General features: G+C 71.3%; 17 protein-coding genes. 16 read left to right on the forward strand and 1 reads right to left on the reverse strand.

What is annotated here, in order from left to right:
* Positions 1-88 precede the first annotated feature (88 nt).
* The 13 genes from DFJ64_RS19470 to DFJ64_RS11650 all read left to right on the forward strand — a co-directional run bounded on the left by DFJ64_RS19470 (position 89) and on the right by DFJ64_RS11650 (position 12643).
* Positions 89-1075, forward strand: a complete 987-nt coding sequence (locus tag DFJ64_RS19470) for a glycosyltransferase family 2 protein (protein ID WP_211310583.1) — start codon at positions 89-91, stop codon at positions 1073-1075.
* Positions 1063-2088, forward strand: a complete 1026-nt coding sequence (locus DFJ64_RS19475) for a glycosyltransferase family 9 protein (RefSeq protein WP_245941084.1) — start codon at positions 1063-1065, stop codon at positions 2086-2088. Before DFJ64_RS19470 ends, DFJ64_RS19475 begins: the two co-directional genes overlap by 13 nt.
* Complete coding sequence (locus DFJ64_RS11600; protein WP_115850460.1) at positions 2085-3050, forward strand: glycosyltransferase; 966 nt, start codon at positions 2085-2087, stop codon at positions 3048-3050. The genes DFJ64_RS19475 and DFJ64_RS11600 overlap by 4 nt, the downstream gene beginning before the upstream one ends.
* A 43-nt stretch (positions 3051-3093) precedes the next feature.
* A complete protein-coding gene (locus DFJ64_RS11605) occupies positions 3094-4317 on the forward strand; it encodes a glycosyltransferase (RefSeq protein WP_115850461.1) in 1224 nt (407 codons plus the stop codon).
* Entirely contained in the window at positions 4314-4910 is a 597-nt protein-coding gene (locus tag DFJ64_RS11610; RefSeq protein WP_245941085.1) for a D-sedoheptulose-7-phosphate isomerase, read from the forward strand. Before DFJ64_RS11605 ends, DFJ64_RS11610 begins: the two co-directional genes overlap by 4 nt.
* A complete protein-coding gene (locus tag DFJ64_RS11615; RefSeq protein ID WP_115850462.1) occupies positions 4907-6376 on the forward strand; it encodes a PfkB family carbohydrate kinase in 1470 nt (489 codons plus the stop codon). The genes DFJ64_RS11610 and DFJ64_RS11615 overlap by 4 nt, the downstream gene beginning before the upstream one ends.
* 99 nt (positions 6377-6475) lie before the next feature.
* Positions 6476-7165: an SDR family oxidoreductase gene (locus tag DFJ64_RS11620; RefSeq protein ID WP_115850463.1), complete on the forward strand. Its 690-nt coding sequence runs from the start codon at positions 6476-6478 to the stop codon at positions 7163-7165.
* Positions 7156-8181, forward strand: a complete 1026-nt coding sequence (locus DFJ64_RS11625; protein ID WP_115850464.1) for a glycosyltransferase family 9 protein — start codon at positions 7156-7158, stop codon at positions 8179-8181. Before DFJ64_RS11620 ends, DFJ64_RS11625 begins: the two co-directional genes overlap by 10 nt.
* Entirely contained in the window at positions 8174-9472 is a 1299-nt protein-coding gene (locus DFJ64_RS11630) for a UDP-glucose dehydrogenase family protein (RefSeq protein ID WP_115850465.1), read from the forward strand. Before DFJ64_RS11625 ends, DFJ64_RS11630 begins: the two co-directional genes overlap by 8 nt.
* A gap of 158 nt (positions 9473-9630) precedes the next feature.
* Positions 9631-11064 (forward strand): glycoside hydrolase family 5 protein, encoded by a 1434-nt coding sequence (locus tag DFJ64_RS11635; RefSeq protein ID WP_115850466.1) that lies wholly within the window; start codon positions 9631-9633, stop codon positions 11062-11064.
* A 107-nt stretch (positions 11065-11171) separates the two neighbouring features.
* Positions 11172-11570 carry a hypothetical protein gene (locus DFJ64_RS11640; RefSeq protein ID WP_115850467.1) on the forward strand — a complete coding sequence of 133 codons (399 nt, stop codon included), beginning with the start codon at positions 11172-11174 and terminating at the stop codon, positions 11568-11570.
* A gap of 86 nt (positions 11571-11656) precedes the next feature.
* Positions 11657-12280: a DUF305 domain-containing protein gene (locus DFJ64_RS11645; protein ID WP_211310584.1), complete on the forward strand. Its 624-nt coding sequence runs from the start codon at positions 11657-11659 to the stop codon at positions 12278-12280.
* A gap of 195 nt (positions 12281-12475) precedes the next feature.
* The gene (locus DFJ64_RS11650; RefSeq protein ID WP_115850468.1) at positions 12476-12643 is read left to right on the forward strand and encodes a DUF397 domain-containing protein; all 168 of its coding nucleotides are present in this window, start codon (positions 12476-12478) and stop codon (positions 12641-12643) included.
* Between the two features lie 342 nt (positions 12644-12985).
* Here DFJ64_RS11650 and DFJ64_RS11655 read toward each other — a convergent pair whose 3' ends face one another.
* Positions 12986-13219: a zinc finger domain-containing protein gene (locus DFJ64_RS11655; RefSeq protein WP_147304680.1), complete on the reverse strand. Its 234-nt coding sequence runs from the start codon at positions 13217-13219 to the stop codon at positions 12986-12988.
* Positions 13220-13733: 514 nt separating this feature from the next.
* Here DFJ64_RS11655 and DFJ64_RS11660 point away from each other — a divergent pair.
* The 3 genes from DFJ64_RS11660 (at position 13734) to DFJ64_RS11670 (ending at position 16915) form a co-directional block, all read left to right on the forward strand.
* Entirely contained in the window at positions 13734-14585 is an 852-nt protein-coding gene (locus DFJ64_RS11660; protein ID WP_211310585.1) for a helix-turn-helix domain-containing protein, read from the forward strand.
* Positions 14582-14782, forward strand: coding sequence for a DUF397 domain-containing protein (locus tag DFJ64_RS11665; RefSeq protein ID WP_115850471.1), 201 nt, complete (start codon positions 14582-14584; stop codon positions 14780-14782). The genes DFJ64_RS11660 and DFJ64_RS11665 overlap by 4 nt, the downstream gene beginning before the upstream one ends.
* Before the next feature lie 186 nt (positions 14783-14968).
* Complete coding sequence (locus DFJ64_RS11670; RefSeq protein ID WP_115850472.1) at positions 14969-16915, forward strand: discoidin domain-containing protein; 1947 nt, start codon at positions 14969-14971, stop codon at positions 16913-16915.
* The last annotated feature ends 12 nt before the right edge of the window (positions 16916-16927 follow it).

A 16927-nucleotide genomic window follows, 5' to 3' on the forward strand; every position in this document is an offset into this window, starting at 1 on the left:
CGCCTGGGGCTCCAGTCCGGTGACCAGCGAACCGAGACCCGCGGATGGCGCGAACCGTTCGTCCAGGCGGGCCTCCTATTCGGTGGTCGTGCCCACGGTCGGCCGCACCAGCCTGGTCCGCTGCCTGGTCGCCCTCGATACGTCGCGCGGTCCCGCGCCGGAGGCGGTGTTCGTGGTCGACGACCGGCGATACCCCGATCCGCCACTCGTGTTGCCGCCGACGTCGGTCCCGGTCAAGGTCTTGCTCTCCGGTGGGCGGGGTCCGGCGGCGGCGCGCAACGTCGGGTGGCGGGCAGCCGCCTCGACGTGGGTGGCGTTCCTCGACGACGACGTCGTGCCGGGGCCGACGTGGCTGGAGCAGCTCAACGACGACGTGCGCGACCTGCCGGACCACGTCGCGGGGAGCCAGGGACGGGTGCGGGTTCCGCTGCCGCCGGAGCGGCGTCCCACCGACGCCGAGCGTGGAACCGCCGCTCTGGCGCACGCTCGCTGGATCACCGCCGACATGGCGTACCGGACGGATGTCCTCGCCGAGGTGGGCGGGTTCGACGAGCGGTTCCGGCGCGCCTATCGCGAGGACTCCGACCTGGCGCTGCGCGTCTGCGGCGCGGGCTACGAGCTGGTCGCGGGTGACCGCGAGGTCCTCCATCCCGTCCGGCCGTCGGGGTTCTTCGCCAGCGTGCGCGCCCAGGCCGGCAACGCCGACGACGCGCTGATGCGGCGGCGGCACGGACGGACGTGGCGCCGCCGGGCCGGCGCGTCCCCCGGACGCCTGCGCCTGCACGCGGTGACGACGGCCGCCGGCGCCACCGCGCTCGGTCTGGCGGCGCGGCGCCGGCGGATCGCCGCGCTCGTCGCCGGAGCGGTGTGGGCGGGCCTGACGGGCGAGTTCGCGGCGCGACGCATCGTGGCAGGTCCACGCACCCCGACCGAGGTCGCCCGGATGGCGGTCACGAGTGTGCTCATCCCGCCCGTCGCGTGCGCGTACCGGGTGCTGGGGGCGATCCGACACGCTCGGGTGCGGCCGTACTCGCCGACGCGCGACCACCGAGGTCCTCGGGGGTGGACGAGGTGACCGGTCGGATCCTCGTCGCGCGCCTGGACAACATCGGGGACGTCCTGCTGGCAGGCCCCGCGGTCCGGGCGGTGGCCGCGCACGCCGACTCGGTGGTCTTCTTGGCCGGCCCGCGCGGTCGGGACGCCGCGGACTTGCTGCCCGGCGTCAGCCAGGTGCTGGAGTGGTGCGCGCCGTGGATCGACCCGGAGCCGCAGCCGGTCACCGAGACCGAGGTCGCTCTCCTGCACAAGCAGGTGCGTGCCGCCGCTCCGGACGCGGCGCTCATCCTCACCTCGTTCCACCAGTCGCCGCTGCCGTTGGCGCTGCTGCTCCGACTGGCGGGCGTGGACTGGATCGGCGCCATCAGCGAGGACTACCCGGGATCGCTGCTCGACCTGCGGCACCGGGTCGACGGCGATCCGCCGGAGGCGGAGCGCGCGCTCTCCCTGGCGCGAGCGGCCGGTTTCGACCTGCCGGACGGCGACGACGGCAGGCTCGCTGTTCGACGACCTCTCCCGGACGTGTCCGACCTCGTCGGCCGAGAACCGTACGTCGTCGTCCATCCCGGCGTCTCCGCGCCGGCCCGAGCATGGCTGCCCGACCGCTACGCGGCGACGGTGCGTCGCCTGCACGAGGTGGGCTACCGCGTCGTGGTGACCGGGTCGGCGAGCGAGCGGGAGCTGGCGGCCACCGTCGCCGGTGACGTGGGTCTCGACCTCGCGGGGATGACCAACCTGCCCACGTTGGCGGCCGTCCTCGAGGGCGCGCGGGTGGTCGTGGCGCCCAACACCGGCCCAGCCCACTTGGCGGCGGCGGTGGGAACGCCGGTGGTGTCGCTGTTCGCGCCGGTCGTGCCGGCGGCCCGCTGGGCGCCCTATGGGGTGCCGAGCGTCGTTCTCGGCGACCAGGCCGCGCCCTGTCGCGACACCCGTGCCCGGACGTGCCCGGTCGCGGGACATCCCTGCCTCGCCGGCGTGACGGTCGAGGAGGTCGTGCACGCGGTGCGGCACCTGGCGGAGGTGTCGCGATGAGGATCCTGCACTGGCACGTCCACGGCGCGTGGAGCACGGCGTTCGTCCACGGGCCCCACACCTACCTGGTGCCGGTGACTCGGGACCGAGGGCCGGACGGGCGAGGCCGAGCGCGGACCTACCGCTGGCCCGCCAACGCGGTCGAGGTGACTCCGCGGGAGCTGCGTCAAGCGGATGTTGACGTCGTGGTGCTGCAGCGGACGAGCGAGCTGCGGCTCGCGGAGCGGTGGCTCGGCCGTCGTCCCGGCCGAGATGTTCCCGCCGTCTACGTCGAGCACAACACCCCACGCGAGCGGGTGCCCGACGGCCGCCACCCGTTGGCGGAGCAGTCGGCGATCCCGATCGTCCACGTCACGCACTTCAACCAGCTGTTCTGGGACTGCGGTCGCGCTCCGACGACCGTCGTCGAGCACGGCATCGTGGACCCCGGCTACCGGTACGAGGGTGACCGGCCTCGCGCCGGTGTGGTCATCAACGAGCCGATACGACGCTGGCGGGTCACCGGCACCGACCTGCTCGCGACCTTCAGCCGCACCAGCCCGCTCGACGTGTTCGGCATGGGGGTGCGCGACCTGCCCACCCACGTGGGGGTCGACGACGGTCGCGTCGCCACCTTCGAGGACCTGCCGCAGCGCCGCATGCACGAGGAGCTGGCCCGCCGTCGGGTCTACCTGCACCCATTCCGGTGGACGTCGCTCGGCCTGGCCTTGGTGGAAGCCATGCACCTCGGCATGCCGGTCGTCAGCTTGGCCACCACGGAGGCGGTGGACGCCGTTCCGTCCGACGCGGGCGTGGTGTCGAACCGACCAGAGGTGCTGACTGACGCGCTGCGCGGCTTCCTCGCCGATCCGGAACGTGCCCGGGAGGCCGGCGCCGCCGCCCGGGCCGCGGCGACGAAGCGGTACTCCCTGGACCGGTTCCTCGCGGCGTGGGACCGGGTCTTCGAGGAGGTGACTCGATGAGCGCACGTCTGAGGTGACCCGCCGACGAGGAAGGAGGTGACCGATGAGGATCGGCATGGTCTCCGAGCACGCCAGTCCGCTGGCACCGCTGGGTGGTGCCGACGCCGGAGGTCAGAACGTCCACGTGGCGGAGCTGTCCCGGGCGCTGGTGCGGCTCGGTCACGAGGTCGTCGTCTACACCCGCCGGGACGCGCGTGCGCTGCCGCCGCGGGTGCCCACGGCCGACGGGGTCGTCGTCGAGCATGTGCCGGCTGGACCGCCGACCGCGATCAGCAAGGACGACTTGCTGCCGTACATGGGCGAGTTCGGCTCCTACCTGGCCCGGCGGTGGTCGGTCTGGCGGCCGGACGTCGTCCACGCCCACTTCTGGCTCAGCGGCCTGGCCACCCGCTACGCCGCGGCAGCCGTGGGTGTTCCATGGGCGCAGACCTTCCACGCGTTGGGCAGCGTCAAGCGGCGCCACCAGGGCGCGAAGGACCCGAGCCCGCCGAGCCGACTGCGGCTCGAGGCGGAGCTCGTGCGTGCCGCCGACCTCGTGGTCGCCACCTGTGCGGAGGAGGTGGCGGAGCTGCGGGCGATGGGCATGCCCGAGGGCCGCGCCGTGGTCGTGCCCTGCGGCGTGGACCTCACCACCTTCACCCCCGACGGGCCGGTCGCGCCGCGTTCCGCGCGTCCCCGAATCCTGAGCATCGGGCGGCTCGTCGAGCGCAAGGGTGTCGACACGGTGATCCGCGCCCTCGCCGCCGTCCCGGCCGCCGAGCTGGTCGTCGCCGGCGGACCGGCTCCGTCGAGGCTCGAGGCCGACCCGGAGGTGCGACGGCTGCGCACGGTCGCCGCCGAGTGTGGGGTCGCCGACCGGGTGCGCTTCATCGGTCGGGTCGCCCGGGACGCCGTTCCCGCCCTCTATCGGTCGGCGGACGTCGTCGTCAGCGTGCCGTGGTACGAGCCGTTCGGCATGGTGCCGCTGGAGGCGATGGCCTGCGGAGTTCCTCCCGTCGTCACCGCGGTCGGCGGCCACCTCGACACCGTGGTCGAGCAGGTGACCGGGCGGTTCGTCCCACCTCGAGACAGCGAGCGGCTCGGCCGGGTGCTGGCGGAGCTCCTCGACGACGGCGCGTTGCGCGCCAAGCTCGGCGCGGCGGGAGCGGACCGCGCTCGTGCGGCGTACGGCTGGGACAGCGTGGCGGCGCAGACGCAGGCGCACTACGCGCGGCTGTGTGCGGTCGACCCGACGTCCAGCGCGACAGCGGCGGGAGGTGAGCCGTGATCGAGGAGCACTTCGCCGCCCTGCGCCGCACGGTCGGCAGGATGGAGACCGACCGGGCGGTCATGGCGACGCTGCGGCGCTGGGGATCGCACCTGGCCGGCGTCCTGCAGACCGGTGGCCGACTTCTCGCTTGCGGCAATGGCGGCAGCGCGGCCGAAGCGCAGCACCTGACCAGCGAAGTGACCGGCCGGTTCCGGAGGGACCGACCGCCCTACGCGGCGCTCGCGTTGCATGCCGACACCTCGGCTATCACGGCGATCCTCAACGACTACGGACCCGACGAGGTCTTCGCCCGTCAGGTGCGGGCGCATGGTCGCCCGGGCGACGTGCTGGTGGCCCTGTCGACGAGCGGGCGCAGCGCGAACGTCCTCGCCGCCGCGGCGAACGCGCACGCGATGGGTCTGACGACCTGGGCGCTCACCGGCCCTCAGCCGAACCAGCTCGCGTCGATCTGCGACGACGGGATCTGCGTCCCGGCGGACGAGGTCGCGACCGTGCAGGAGGTCCACCTGCTGCTCATCCACGCCTTGTGCGAGGTCCTCGACGAGGCGTTGCGGGCGAGGCGGCCGTTGGGCGAGGAGGAACCGGCATGAGCGGAGAGCTCGTCATCGTCGGCGACACACTCCTCGACGTCGACATCGAGGGCACCACCGAGCGGCTGTGTCCGGACACACCCGCGCCCGTGGTCGATGTCGAGTGCGAGCGGTCGCGCCCAGGCGGGGCGGGGCTGGCCGCGCTGCTCGCCGCCCGGTCCGGCCACCGCGTGGTGCTGGTCAGTGCGTTCGGCGACGACCCGGCCGCCCAGCAGCTGCACGCCATGCTGGGCGGCGAGGTGGAGGTCGTCGGCCTGCCGCTGCGCGGCCGGACCGTGCGCAAGACCCGGGTGCGGGCCGCCGGGCAGGTGCTCGTGCGCCTCGACGACGGAGACGGGCAGGCAGCCCACGAGATCCCGAGCGAGCGGGCGCTGACCGTCCTGCGCCACGCCGGCGCGGTGCTCGTGGCCGACTACGGGCGAGGCGTCGCGGGGGTCTCGGCGCTTCGCCGGGAGCTGGCCCGAGTCGCGTCCCGCGTCCCTGTCGTGTGGGACCCGCACCCGCGCGGCTCGACTCCCGTCGCCGGCCTGTGCCTGGCCACACCGAACCAGGACGAGGCCGAGACCTTCGCGGCCGCCCTCGTGGCGGAGTCGAACGGCTTCGGCGTGACGGTCACGCCGAACGGTGACGCGCTCAACGGTCGGCGGGCCACGGACGGCCAGGCCACCATCGGCAGCGTCGACGCGTTCCGTGCCGCGGCGGCGCTGCGTCAGACGTGGGGCACGCAGGCTGTCGTCGTCACACTCGGGGCGCGCGGGGCCGCGTTCGTCGGAGCGGCGGACACCGCGGTCGACGGCGTGAGCCGGATCCCGTCGCCCGACGACATTGTCGTGCCACCAGGCGCCGACACCTGCGGCGCGGGGGACAGCTTCGCGGTCGCCGCGGCTGGGGCGCTGCTCGCCGGCGCGTCGCCCCGGGACGCCGCGCGGGCCGCGGTACGGGAGGCGACGGCGTTCGTCGCGGCCGGCGGGGCGAGCGCGGTGACCGTGGCGCCGGAACCACGCCGTCCGGCCGTCGTGACGGACGCGTTCGACCTGGCTGACGTGGTGCGCCGGCGAGGCGGGCGGGTGGTCGCCGCCGGCGGCTGCTTCGACCTGCTCCACCCGGGGCACGTGAGCTTGCTGCGCCGGGCGCGGGAGCTCGGTGACGTCCTCATCGTCTGCGTCAACTCCGACGAGTCCGTCCGGCGGCTCAAGGGGCCAGGTCGACCCATCATGACCGCGCGCGACCGGGTGGGGATGCTGCGTGCGCTCGACTGCGTCGACGCCGCCGTCGTCTTCGACGAGACCGCGCCCCTCGACCTGCTGGAGCGACTCCGCCCCGACGTGTGGGTGAAGGGCGGCGACTACGCCGACACCGAGCTGCCCGAAGCGGAGGTCGTCCGCCGGCACGGCGGCGAGGTCGTCCTCATCCCCACGGTTGCGGGCTACTCGACCACTCGCTTGGTGAGCGGCGTTCGCGGCTGAGTTCCCGCGCCGTGTCGGACACGAACACGGGGTCTGGCACGAGCACGGGGCCTGACAAGAACACGGGGCCTGACAAGAACACGGGGAAGGAGCGAGCCGATGAGATCACCCGGGAACGTCCTCGTCACCGGCGGCGCCTCAGGGCTGGGCGCGGCCACCGTCGAGGCGGTGGTGGCGCACGGAGGAACCGCGTTGGTCATCGACCGGGCGACCCCTCAGGGGCCCGCGAAGTTCGTCCGGGCCGACCTGGCCGACCGGGAGGCGACCGAACGCGCGGTGCGTGAGCTGGTCGACGACGTCGGGGGACGCCTCGACGGCGTGTTCACCGCGGCCGGCGTCGACTCCTGCGGCCGGCTTGACGAGGTCCCCGCCGACGACTGGGAACGGGTGATCCAGGTCAACCTGATCGGCACCGCCACGGTCGCCCGGGCCGCCCTGCCCTACCTCGAGCGCTCTCGCGGGAGGCTCGTGACCTGCGCGTCCACGCTCGGGCTCAAGGCGGTGAGCGACGCCACGGCGTACTGCGCTTCGAAGTTCGGGGTCGTCGGCTTCACTCGCGCGCTGGCCGCCGAGACGGCCGGCCGGATCGGCGTCACCCTGCTCGTGCCCGGTGGCATGCGCACACCGTTCTTCGACGGTCGGGACGAGCAGTACAAGCCGCCGCCGGGTGCCAGCCTCAACGACCCCCGGGACGTGGCGGCCATGGTGCTCGTCGCGCTGACCCAGCCGCCGGGCTGTGAGGTGCGGGAGATGGTGATCTGCCCGTCGGAGGAGACCTCATGGCCCTGAGCCGGCGCACGATCGTGGTGCTGCGGGCGCTCGGGCTGGGTGACCTGCTCACCGCCGTCCCGGCGGTACGTGCGCTGCGACGGGCGTATCCCGACGACCGGCTCGTGCTCGCCACCCCGGCCGCGCTGGCTGCTGTCGTGTCGCTCGTCGGCGGGGTGGACGACATCGCACCGACCACGCACCCCGCGTCCGTGCCGTGGCGGGAGGCGCCGCCGGACCTGGCGGTGAACCTGCACGGCATGGGACCGCAGAGCATCCGCGGTCTGCTGGCTCTCACGCCGCGTCGACTCCTCAGCCACGCCCATCCGGATTTCCCCGACGTGGACGGTCCGGCGTGGGTGGAGGATCTCCACGAGATCGACCGGTGGTGTCGTCTCGTCGAGTACGCCGGTGTCCCCGCCGACCTTGCGGACCTCGCCCTGGCACGGCCGGCGGTGCCCAGCCCAGCGCCGGGTGCGGTGGTCATCCATCCGGGCGCGAGTCACGCCGCGCGTCGCTGGCCGAGTGAGCGGTACGCGCGGGTGGCGCGAGAGCTCGCCAAGGCCGGGCACCTCGTCGTCGTCACCGGCAGCCAGGCCGAGTACACCCTCGCGGAGCGAGTGGTGGCGGCGGCCGGGCTTCCGGGCGACGCGCTGCTGGCGGGCCGGACCCGGCTCGTCGACCTCGCCGCGCTCGTCGCCGACGCGGCGCTCGTGGTGTGCGGCGACACCGGCGTCGGCCACCTGGCCACGGCCTATGGGACGCCGTCGGTGCTGCTGTTCGGGCCGGTCTCGCCTCACACGTGGGGGCCGCCGCGTGACCGGCCGCAGCACGTCGCGTTGTGGGCGGGCCGGCTCGGTGACACGTTCGCCGACACGCCGGACCCGGGCCTGCTGCGGGTGTCGGACGCCGACGTGCTGCACGAGGCGCGTCGCCTCCTCGCCGGCGGGACCACTCCGAAGCCCTCGACGACCGAACCCCTGGCGGAACGGCTTCTCTCGAGAGAGTCCTTGGCGAAGGAACACGGTCATGGGTAGCTGCCGGGTGACCGTGGTCGGTGCCGGTTACGTGGGCCTCACCAGCGCCACGTGCCTGGCCCGGCTCGGCCACCGCGTCGTGTGCGTCGACAACGACACGGCCAAGGTCGCGAGCCTGTGCGAGGGGCGGGTTCCGTTCTACGAGCCGGACCTGGACAAGCTGCTGCGGGAGGGATTGGCGTCCGAACGGCTGCGGGTGACGACCGCGCTCCCGGAAGCCGTCCGCGACGCCGACCTGGTCCTGCTGTGCGTGCCCACGCCGATGGGCGACGACGGTGGCGCTGACCTCGGCGCGGTACGGACCGTCCTCGCCAAGATGCGGACCTCCCTGCCGTCCGGTTGTGTCGTCGTCACCAAGTCCACCGTGCCCGTCGGCACGTCCCATCGGATCCGCGAGCTTCTCCGACGACCGGACGTCTCGGTCGCCAGCAACCCGGAGTTTCTTCGCGAGGGCACGGCCGTTCGCGACTTCTTCTCACCCGACCGCATCGTCATCGGCGTCGACGACCCGCACGCGCGTGACAGACTCAGCGAGCTGTACGAGGCGATCCCAGCGCCACGGGTCTGGACCGACCCGGTCAGTGCGGAACTGACGAAGTACGCCGCCAACGCCATGCTGGCGCTGCGGGTCTCCTACGCCAACGTTCTCGCCGAGCTGTGCGAGAAGGTCGGCGCGGACATCCGCGATGTCATCGAGGCGATGGGGTACGACGAGCGAATCGGACCCGCCTTCCTCCGGCCGGGCCCCGGGTGGGGTGGCTCGTGCCTCCCCAAGGACGCCCACGAGTTGGTGCGCGCGGCGGCGTCCGTCGGGGTTGACGCGGGCATGGTGCGGGAGGCGCTGGCCATCAACGACCGTCAGGCGCGCCGAGTGGTCGCGCGGACGCGCCGCCTGGCGACCGGCTCGGCCGACGGATCCCTGCGCGGGGTCCGGGTCGGTCTGCTCGGCCTGGCGTTCAAGGCCGGCACGGATGACCTGCGCGACTCGCCCGCGTTGACGGTCGCTCGGCTGCTTGGGGAGGACGGCGCGGACCTCACGGCGTACGACCCGGGTGTGAGGGCGGAGCGTGCGGATGTGGTGCCGGCCGTGGTCGTCGACGATCCGTACCGGGTCGCGAAGGGCGCCTCCGTGCTCGTGGTGCTCACGGAGTGGCCGGAGTTCCAGCACCTCGACTGGGGACGGCTGGCAGACCTCATGGTGCGGCCAGTCGTGCTCGACACCCGCAACCACCTGCCCGCGGACGACGTTCGCGCCGCCGGCCTGGAGTGGCACGGACTCGGCATCGGCTGACGCCTTCACCTGTTGCGCGTCCGGACGCCGTGACGTGGCTCGCCTCGTGAGATGACATCGGCGTCCGACTCCGGTACGCGCACTCGCGTGGTCGTGGATCGGACCTACCCTGCGTGCACCGCCGCGACTCTGGCCACCGACTGCCTGAGGAGACCGTCATGCCCAACGAGCGTGCCCAGGACAGCTCTTCGTCCGGTGCGATGGGCGGCTGGCAGACGAACCGGCGCCATCTGCTGCGGCTGGGCGCACTCGGGACCGGCCTCCTCATGGCGTCGTCGCTGGGATCGGGCGGTCGTACCGCCCACGCCACGACCAAGGCGTCCGTCAACCGCCCACGAATCCTCGACGGCGACCGGTATCCCATCGGGTTGTGGGTCGCGCCACCGCCATCGGAGACAACGGTCGAGCGGTACGCCGAGATCGCCGCCGCCGGCTTCACGTTCGTCATCGGCATCGACGGGTGCGGAGGTTTCTGCGCGCCCGGCGAGACGACGACGGCCGAGAACGCCGCGATGCTGAACGCCGCCTGGGCCAACGACTTGTTGGCCATCGTGTTCGACACCCGGATCAGCAACGTCCACGTCCATCCGCGTGACCAGTGGCGGCAGGTCATCGCGGACGTCCTGCGAGAGTACGAGGCCTATCCGGCGTTCGCGGGCTTCGACCTCCGGGACGAGCCGCACGCCAGCCTGTTCCCTCAGCTGGGCGGCATCAACGACATCGTGCGCGAGCTCGACCCGAGTGTGCTGGGCTACGTCAACCTGTTCCCCACCTACGCCAGTCCGGAACAGCTCGGCACCAGCACCTACCAGGAACACCTGGACCGGTACGTCACCGAAGCGCACCCTGACTTCATCTCGTTCGACCACTACCCGCTCCTCGGGCCCAGCCCGACGATCCGGGGGGACTACTTCCACAACTGGGTTCTCGTCCGCGACCGAGCTTTGCGGAGCGGTCTGCCCACGTGGGTGTTCATCCTCGCCTGCGAGCACTACGGCTACCGCCTGCCCACGGAGGCGGAGCTGCTCTGGCAGGTGAACGTCAGCCTGGCGTACGGCTGTAAGGGGATTCAGTACTTCACCTACTGGACTCCGCCGTTGCCGGGCTTCTACCAGGCACTGGTGACGGTCGATGGGCAGCTCACGCCGCTGTACTACGCCGCTCAGCGGGTCAACAACGACCATCTCCAACCGGTGGGTCGCCAGCTCTTGCCACTGACCTCGGAGTCCGTCACCCATGCCGGCGAGACGTCCCCGCCGATGGGTGTGGAGGTCTTCACCGGTGACGACTGGGTGGCCTCCACCTCGGGAAGTCCCGTGATTCTCGGGCGCTTCCACGATGGGAAGCACCAGAACCTGCGGTGGCTGCTGGTCACGAACCGGGCGTTCGACGCGGCGGCGACGACCACGCTGTCGCTGCGGCCCAGGGTCAGCGCTGTGTTCGAGTTCGACCCGGCGCGCGAGCGCTTCGTCCCCGTGCGAACGGTAGGCGGGCCCGAGGACAGGAGCTTCACCGTCGACCTCGCTCCTGGGGCGGCCCGTCTCTACCGTCTGCACACCAACCAACGTGACGCCCACCACGTTGGCGCGTGACAACGCGACCCTGCCGCCGTGATGTGAGTCGCTCTCCGGACACACGGGCCGAGCCGGCGCGTACGCTCTGGCCGTAGGTGCATCGGAGACGGAGGGTGATGAAGGACATGAGCGTGCCGCGCTGGCTGCTGCTCATCGCCCTCGTCTTCGGCATCGCGGGTATGCACACTCTGGGGCACCCTGAACCGGCGCATGGTCACGACGGTGGGGTCGTCGCAGGCTCCGATCATTCCCGGAGCGGTCTGACGATCGTGCCGCCGCGCGACGGAGATCACTCCGCCGTGCAGACCTCGGACGAGAGCCTCCCGAACTTGGACCCGCTGGCGGTCTGCCTGGCGATTCTGGCCCCGCTCACACTCCTGGCCTTGTCCTTGTGCGGGTTGCGGGTCCGGCACAGGGCCGTGGCAGGGCCGTCCGCACGCGGTGGCCGGGGCCTGAGCTTCGCCCGGCCGCCGCCGAGAAGTACCGCCGTACGTCTGGCACTCCTCTCGGTTCTGCGCACGTAGGCCGACCACCTCCCGGGCGGCCCGTCGTGGGCTGCCCACATCACCAGGTCGGCAGTGAATCCAGAACCAGAGGGAGTCAATCGACCATGCGTATCAACCGAGCCGTTCTCCGCAAGCTCGCACTGTCCACGGCTGCCGGGACCGGGGCCTTCGTCCTGCTCACCGCATGCGGCGGGACCACCGCTGGCTCCGGCAACGAAGGCGCGTCCCCCACTCCGCCCACCACCGCGAGCGCCAGCGCGCGAGCCACGTTCAACCCGGCGGACGTCATGTTCGCGCAGATGATGATCCCCCACCACCAGCAGGCTGTGGAGATGGCCGAACTCGCCGAGACTCGCGCGGCCGACCCTGAGATCAAGGAGCTCGCGCAGAAGATCAAGGCGGCTCAGGACCCGGAGATCGCCACGATGCGCGGCTGGCTCAGGGCTTGGGGTGCCCCCGAGAGGCTCATGGGAGAGGAGCACAGCGGCCATGGCATGCCCGGGATGATGACCGAGGAGGACATGGCCGAGCTCGAGGCGTCCGAGGGCGGCACGTTCGACCGCATGTTCGCCGAGATGATGATCGAGCACCACGACGGGGCCATCGAGATGGCGAAGACCGAGCTGTCGCGGGGCACCAATCCCGAAGCCAAGGATCTCGCCGAGACGATCATCGCCACGCAGCAGGCGGAGATCGATCAGATGAAGAAGATCCTCGAGCGTCTTTGACGAGGTGGGGATCGTGCTCGGCATGAAGCGTGCCGGCACGATCCCCGAGGGGAGAGCCCTCAGCGGCTCGATCACCGCGCCGGTCTAGCGGCGGCTCACCGAACTCACACCAACCAACGCGACGCTCACGACGAGGGCCCTGTCAGGACACGCCTGTTCGTGGATGCTGCGGACAAGAGGAGAAGGGATCGCACCATGACCCCACCCGAGTTCACTGGCTGGAGGAAGGCCAGCTACAGCGCGAACGGCAACAACTGCGTCGAGGTCGCGGCCGCTCCTGGCGTCGTCGGTGTCCGGGACCCCAAGCTGGGCGAGGACTCGCCCATCGTGGCGATCTCCCGGGCGGAAGGGGCACCTTCGTGAGCGCCGTCAAGGGCGGTCTCTTCGACCTCTGACGCGACCACCACAGTCACCTCGGCGGCGCCTCGGCCTGGGGCGCCGTTCCTTGTGCGGCCGACGTGTCGTTCTCACCCGCGGCACGGCGTGGTCCTTGGTGACCTGACGCCTGACGAGCCACGAGGGCAAGGCTCGAAGCGGCTGCCTATGGCGAGCGGTCTGGCGTTTCGACGAGCCAGGGGTGGGGCGGGGCCGGTCGGAGGAGGTAGGAGATCGACCGGCCCCGCGCCCGGGTGCGCGCCAGGGCGCCCCTGTGGCGGAGGGCAAGGGGTGGGATGGGGCAGGCCCCCTGGGCGCTGGTCAGGCTGGTCACACGTGGTCGGGCCTGGCGTCCGCTGGTGGGGTGGCCTGTGTTGTGATGGCGTGGCGGCGGGGTTGGTGCTGGTCGTCCATGCGCAGGATCTCCTCCCCGGAGCCGCGCCGGACGCAGCGGTGGCCGGGTGGGGCGTGGCAGGTGGGGCAGGGGTGCAGCAGGATGCGGGCGAACCTGTGCCGGTCGGCGGTGCCGAGCCCGTCCAGGTCGGGCCGGGAGGTGTCGAACACCCAGTCGACGATCCCGCTGTCAATCAGATCGAGGTCTAGCGGGTTGTGACCGCCGCCAGCACCAGTCCGATCACCGCCGACACCACGAATGTGGCCGCCTTCCATATCACCGCGTGTGTCGTGAGGCGTCCTGTCGCCAGGCCACGTCGCCATGCCACCCTCGCCTCCCGTGTGTGGCAGGTGCGGCGGCCACCCACACCCGTGGGGGCCGGAGCAGCACGTGGCCGCCGCACTCGGCTGAAGAGGCGCGGTAGCCGGGACCACCCATCCCACGACCCCGACCACCGGCTCGAGGCCCCGAAACAGCGAGGTCAACCAACCACCGCGCCAGCTTGTGTCACGCACTGAAGTGAGAAACCCACTCCAACGTGTGGTACGTACTGTCGCATCTCCCTACAGTCATTGCAAGACTTTCCACGAAAAGTCGGACACATCCTTTGCCGTCCTGTCTGAGTAGGATGTGCGCCATGTCGAGGGCCCACGAAGGGCGGGGTGACCTGTGATCTCTCCGTACGTGAGACGTCTCCGCCTCGCCCGCGAGCTCACGGCGCTCCGCAAGGCCGCGAACCTCACGATCGAGGAGCTGGCCAAGCTGATCGGCGAGTCCCGGTCCAAGGTCCAGCGGCTGGAGGGAGGGACTGTTCGGCCCAAGGAGGCCGACGTCCTCAAGATCCTGGACGCGCTCCAGGTGTCCGACGAGAAGTGGGCACAGATCTACGAGATCGCGCGGGAGGCCGCTGAACGAGGCTGGTGGGCGCCGACCGCGGCGCAGATGGGGGAACGGCAGGCGCTGTTCGCGAACCTCGAGGCGGGCGCTGCCACCATCCGGGAGTACATGCCCGTCGTACCAGGGCTGCTTCAGACCGAGGAGTACATCCGCGCGATCAGCCAGTACGACGATCTCACGTGGATGCCTAGCGCATCGCTAGAACCCGAGGCGATGGTCCGTGGCCGGATCAATCGCCAGCGCATGCTCCGCAGGCCCAACGGTCCGACCTACGAGGTGGTCCTTGACGAGCTGGCCATCACGAGGCCCATAGTGCCAGCTTCTGTGCTGGCGTCCCAGCTCCGCAGACTAGCCAAGCCGGAGGACAGGGTCAGGGTTTTCGTCCTACCGATCCGAGCACAGATCGAGGCGTTCAGCGTGCCGAAGAGCCCGTTCTCGATCTACACCTATCCCGATCCAGACGATGGGACCGTGGTCGCCGTGGACAACGTGACCGCGGACTTGGTTCTCACCGATGAGGAACAAGTACAGCGGTACGAGCTCCTTTACGAACGACTGCGGAAGGCCGCGCTGCCGCCTGATGACAGCGCGCGCCTGCTCACGGAAACCGCTGACGAAATCGAAAGGGCTACATCATGATCGCACCGCAGTTCAGTTGCTGGAGGAAATCCAGCTACAGCACGAACGGCGCCGGTTGTGTCGAGGTCGCGGTCGCGCCCGGCGCTGTCGGTATCCGGGACTCCAAGCTGGGTGAGGACTCGCCGATCCTGGCGGTGACCCCGGCCAACTGGAGCACCTTCGTCAGCGCCGTCAAGGCTGGCCAGTTCGACCTCTGACGCGCCACCACACCGAACGACGCGGTGCCCCGGGCGGGCTCCCGGGGCACCGCCTTCTCAGGCGGTGTTTTCGTTGATCAAACGTTGAAGAAAAGCTTCTGTCAAGCCGTCGTACGGAACAACTCTTTACAAGCACGAGCTCGGTGAGTAGGTAAGGGGTCACGCCGTGCGGGAAGGAGTGGCCGGATGCCTCGCCGCCGTGCTCGCGAACGTGAACTCGGCCGAGCGACCCTCGCCGTCGTCGCCGCGCTCCTCGTGAGCGGACCGGCCTCGCCCGTCCAAGCCGGGCAGCCTGCGGAAGGCCTCGAGGCGAGCGGTGAGGTGAGCGTCGTGGCCGAGCGCGTGGCGTCGGCGACGGTGAGCGTGGACGCCACCCGCGACGTGGGCCGCGTCGACCCGCGGCTGCGCGGTGTCCATGTGCCGGCGTGGAACGAGACCGCGTTCGTCAACGGCTCACTCGACCCGCGACTGCTGCGCGCCATGAAGCGCTTCAACGTCGACTTCCTCGTGTTCCCCGGCGGCGCCTTCGGCCTGGACTGGGTGTGGAACAAGCCGAACTCGCCCAACGAGATCACCACGGACCAGTTCCTCGACCTCGCTCGCGAGCTCGGCGCCACCACGAAGATCTCGGTCAACCCCTACCAACCGCCGAAGCTCGCGGCCGACTGGATCCGGTACACCAACCGCGTCCGCCACGCTGACGTGCGGTACTGGGAGGTCGTCGACGAGCCGTACCTCCACATGAGCGCGGACGAGTTCATCGCGACCATGCGAGAGTTCGTCCCGGTCATGAAGCGGGCCGACCCCTCGATCCGCATCGTCACCAACATCACCGCGGAGAATCCGGAGTTCTCGCGGAAGGTCATCGCGGAGGTCGGCCACTTGACCGACGTCTGGTCCATCCACTTCTTCCCGTTGCCGCCGTCGAGCACGATCGACCCCAGCTCGCCGTACAGCCCCGACGACAAGGGCGCCTTCTACCGCGACCTGCTGGCGAGCCCACGCACGCTCGCCGAGCAGGTCGAGCGGGTGCGGTCGTGGGTGCGGGAGGAGCACCCCGACCGGTCCTTCGAGTACCACCTCGGGTCCTGGGCCCCGGTGTGGTGGGGCCCAGAGGACTGGACGGTGAACGCGCTCCCCGACGGCCTCTGGGCGGTCGACGTCCTCGGGACGCTCGCCACCTCCCGCGTCGACGCCGCGGCGAACTGGGCCCTGATGAACCCCTACCCGCCCGGGCGTGGTGACTTCGGTCTGGTCGACCCCGAGAAGCGGCCGTACGTCATCGGCGACGCGCTCGACCTGTGGGCGAACCACTTCGGCACGCGCCTGGTGCGGGCGACCTCCAACGACCCGCTGCTGTCGGCGTACGCCAGCCTGTCCACCGACCGGCGCACGCTCCACGTTCTCCTCGTGAACAAGCGGCCCGACGGGGACGTCGAGGTGTCGTTCGACGTCGTCGGCGTTCGGCCGCGCGGTCCGGCCGCCGCGTGGATCCTCGACGGGCCGACCAACCCCGACCACCCCGGCGACTACGGCCTGCGCCGCGTCGCGGTCCCGACCGTGGACGCGCGGTTCAGCTGGACGGTGCCGTCGTACGCCGCCGTCGCGTTGGAGATCCCCCTGACCCGTGACGCGACGCTCGCACCACCGCCGAACCTCGCGCGAGACAAGCACGCGTACGCCTCCTCGGAGGCGTTCAACACCGATGGCGGCGGCATGTGGCAGACCCGGGACTTCGTCGCCGACCGCGCGGTCGACGGGGATCCCACCACCCGCTGGGCGGCAGAGTTCTTCGTCAAGGAGCCGCAGTGGTTCGCGGTCGACCTGGGCCAGCCACAGGCGTTCGACCGCCTCGACCTCGACTGGGAGTACTGGTCGACGGAGTACACCGTCGAGGTCTCCGACGACGGTCGGAGCTGGCGACGGGTCGCGGACTCGACGGACGCCGTCCGGATCGAGCCCGAGCCGCAGCCGTTCGAGCGCATCACGCTGTCCGAACCCGTGGTGGCCCGCCACGTCCGGGTGACCATGACGGGCCGGCCGCCGACCTCCGGGGCCAAGGCGGGCTCGTCGACCTGGACGCCGGACGCCTTCTCCCTGTGGGAGATCGGCGTCTACCTCACCGGTCGCTGATTCGTCAGGCTG

It is taken from the genome of Thermasporomyces composti, assembly GCF_003386795.1.
Taxonomy (GTDB): domain Bacteria; phylum Actinomycetota; class Actinomycetes; order Propionibacteriales; family Actinopolymorphaceae; genus Thermasporomyces; species Thermasporomyces composti.

Bases quoted from the DNA above. Each gene is read 5' to 3' on its own strand.
- DFJ64_RS11600 (WP_115850460.1), top strand. From the start codon at position 2,085: ATGAGGATCCTGCACTGGCACGTCCACGGCGCGTGGAGCACGGCGTTC.
- DFJ64_RS11605 (WP_115850461.1), top strand. From the start codon at position 3,094: ATGAGGATCGGCATGGTCTCCGAGCACGCCAGTCCGCTGGCACCGCTG.
- DFJ64_RS11615 (WP_115850462.1), top strand. From the start codon at position 4,907: ATGAGCGGAGAGCTCGTCATCGTCGGCGACACACTCCTCGACGTCGAC.
- DFJ64_RS11620 (WP_115850463.1), top strand. From the start codon at position 6,476: ATGAGATCACCCGGGAACGTCCTCGTCACCGGCGGCGCCTCAGGGCTG.
- DFJ64_RS11625 (WP_115850464.1), top strand. From the start codon at position 7,156: ATGGCCCTGAGCCGGCGCACGATCGTGGTGCTGCGGGCGCTCGGGCTG.
- DFJ64_RS11630 (WP_115850465.1), top strand. From the start codon at position 8,174: ATGGGTAGCTGCCGGGTGACCGTGGTCGGTGCCGGTTACGTGGGCCTC.
- DFJ64_RS11635 (WP_115850466.1), top strand. From the start codon at position 9,631: ATGCCCAACGAGCGTGCCCAGGACAGCTCTTCGTCCGGTGCGATGGGC.
- DFJ64_RS11640 (WP_115850467.1), top strand. From the start codon at position 11,172: ATGAGCGTGCCGCGCTGGCTGCTGCTCATCGCCCTCGTCTTCGGCATC.
- DFJ64_RS11645 (WP_211310584.1), top strand. From the start codon at position 11,657: ATGCGTATCAACCGAGCCGTTCTCCGCAAGCTCGCACTGTCCACGGCT.
- DFJ64_RS11650 (WP_115850468.1), top strand. From the start codon at position 12,476: ATGACCCCACCCGAGTTCACTGGCTGGAGGAAGGCCAGCTACAGCGCG.
- DFJ64_RS11665 (WP_115850471.1), top strand. From the start codon at position 14,582: ATGATCGCACCGCAGTTCAGTTGCTGGAGGAAATCCAGCTACAGCACG.
- DFJ64_RS11670 (WP_115850472.1), top strand. From the start codon at position 14,969: ATGCCTCGCCGCCGTGCTCGCGAACGTGAACTCGGCCGAGCGACCCTC.